Consider the following 2,128-nt stretch of genomic DNA (forward strand, 5'->3'; position numbering starts at 1 on the left):
GGGATTGCTTTGCCTTCGTCATTCCCATCATCAAGCAACGCATTAGCAATTTCAATTGCCTTCATTCTGACATCTTCGTCTAAATTTTTCATTGCGGGTGGATAATCATTTTTTGACCAGGGCAAATCATTACCTCCTTATTGATAATGAGTTGCCTTATTTTTACCCGTCAGGAGAAAAAGAAAACGTATTATTGTCTCTCTAAAGCTATTAGTTGATCATGAATCAGCACTTCATTCAATTGTTCGCCGATAATCACCATATTTAAGGGCATTTTCATCATTTCATTCATAAACAGCGGCATCCCATAGGAATATTGAAAAAGACAGGGATAAGGTGAATGCGTGAAGGAAACATAGCCTTTCATCCGGTATACCGTTTCTGGAAGACTTCTGAGCCAGTTTTCAAACTCATTCTGATCTACCTGATTTGTAAATGTATGGACAATCGCTTGTAGATGTAAATGATTGTGAACGTCCAGTTTTTGGTGAACACCCTTTGCTTTCATTTTCAACTTCCGAATGCTATCTAAAGATACTTTTGCTTGAGTAGTCAATAAGATGACCGCACCTGAATTAATGGCTTGCACAGAGTAAAGAAGCTGACTGGCTTCCATTTCAGTAACTAGATCCTGCTTATTCAATAGAATAAAGTCAGCATGTTGAATTTGTTCAACCAACAGGTGACGGAGTTGTGGGGAGAGTTCACTCCGATCTTTCCATCTCAGCAAGTCTAAAACCGTGATGATTCCTTTATATTCAAGACGTTCAGCAAATAATGGAGACATAATTCCGTCCAGTACTTCAACAGGATGTGCTGCACCAGTCGTTTCAATGTATATCGCATCTAAATCTTCAATCAGTAATTCTTGGAGCTGTGCTTCAAGCTTGTCCTGAATGGTACAGCAAATACAGCCGCCAATTAATTCCTTAACAGGAACTTCATCACCGAGAATCGATGTATCGACAGAAACATTGCCAAGCTCGTTCATTAATACTGCGGTTTTTCTGCCGGCCTCGTTTTCTTGATTAATAATTTGTTTCAGCAGGGTTGTTTTTCCGCTTCCAAGAAAGCCCCCTAAAATATATACTTCCGTTCTTTTGGTCATTTTAATAACTCCCATTTACATTAGTATTCTTATGAGTGTATCATATGATAAACACATCATATCATGTTAAAATCCTTTTAAAAAGGATAGCTTATGTATGCTGTTTAATACACTCATCCCAGTAAGGCACCTGGAGATTTTAAATAGGAGAATATTATATGTCAATTGGACACGTACCAGCGGATCTTGAATTTACTGATATTCTTGAACACATTGATGAAACCATTATCATAGCAGACCTTTCTCATACAATCATTTGGATGAACGATGCTGCAGTAAAAACCTTAGGTCCGCTGCATCCTCTATTTGGGATTACAGAAAATGAAAATCTAATAGGAAAGCATATGGACTTTTTTCATAGCCATCCAGCGCATCAAAAACAAATCATGCATGAATTGAATCATACACACCGTACAGTGGTTACCATTAAAAATTCCTATGTGGCTGAAACAGTTATTGCGCCTATCTATAATAAACAACAAGTAAAACAAGGTTATATCCTGATGCTTTTGGATGTAACAGAAAAAGCCCAAAGGGAAAGAGAAAAAGAGCAAACCATTGCCCTATTATCTACTCCGATTCTTAAAATATGGGATTCAGTACTTGCCATACCTATTTTGGGAAATCTCACAAACGAGCGTGCAGATCGGTTACTTGAAACGATCTTAAAAAAATGTGTGGAAGAAAGAGCTGAATTTTTCCTGCTTGATCTTTCGTCATTATCTGAAATTGACGAAAGCAGCGGCTATTACATTAATAAAATAGGTCAGTCCTTACGATTAACCGGGACAGAGTGCTTTATTGTAGGTGTTTCTCCGCCATTGGCATCGTCGATATCGAAATCTAATTTCCATTGGAAAACTTATTTGCATGTTCAGCAGGCTATTCAGGAAATTATGACTCGTCGAGGAGTCTCATTCTCCAGGAACCCCTAAAATCTGCTTTTTTATCTTCTAAAATGGGGTGTTGATTTCCATTCCAGGCGTTTCGCTTTCCGCGGGCAGGCGGTGAGCCTCCTCA

Annotated in this window: 2 protein-coding genes; one reads left to right on the forward strand and one right to left on the reverse strand. The window is 38.4% G+C overall.

Annotation, left to right across the window (positions count from 1 at the left end):
- Positions 1 to 190 precede the first annotated feature (190 nt).
- The gene (locus AC52RT_RS06330) at positions 191 to 1,108 is read right to left on the reverse strand and encodes a CobW family GTP-binding protein (RefSeq protein ID WP_495539964.1); all 918 of its coding nucleotides are present in this window, start codon (positions 1,106 to 1,108) and stop codon (positions 191 to 193) included.
- 158 nt (positions 1,109 to 1,266) lie between these two features.
- On the opposite strand from AC52RT_RS06330, the gene AC52RT_RS06335 reads away from it, so the two are divergent.
- On the forward strand, positions 1,267 to 2,043 hold the full coding sequence (locus tag AC52RT_RS06335) for an STAS domain-containing protein (RefSeq protein WP_495539965.1): 777 nt from the start codon (positions 1,267 to 1,269) through the stop codon (positions 2,041 to 2,043).
- Positions 2,044 to 2,128: the final 85 nt, after the last annotated feature.

The organism is Peribacillus sp. (genome assembly GCF_059453735.1).

What these genes read in the sequence shown, in the direction of transcription:
- AC52RT_RS06330 (WP_495539964.1), bottom strand. Translation starts at nt 1,108, where the DNA reads ATGACCAAAAGAACGGAAGTATATATTTTAGGGGGCTTTCTTGGAAGC.
- AC52RT_RS06335 (WP_495539965.1), top strand. Translation starts at nt 1,267, where the DNA reads ATGTCAATTGGACACGTACCAGCGGATCTTGAATTTACTGATATTCTT.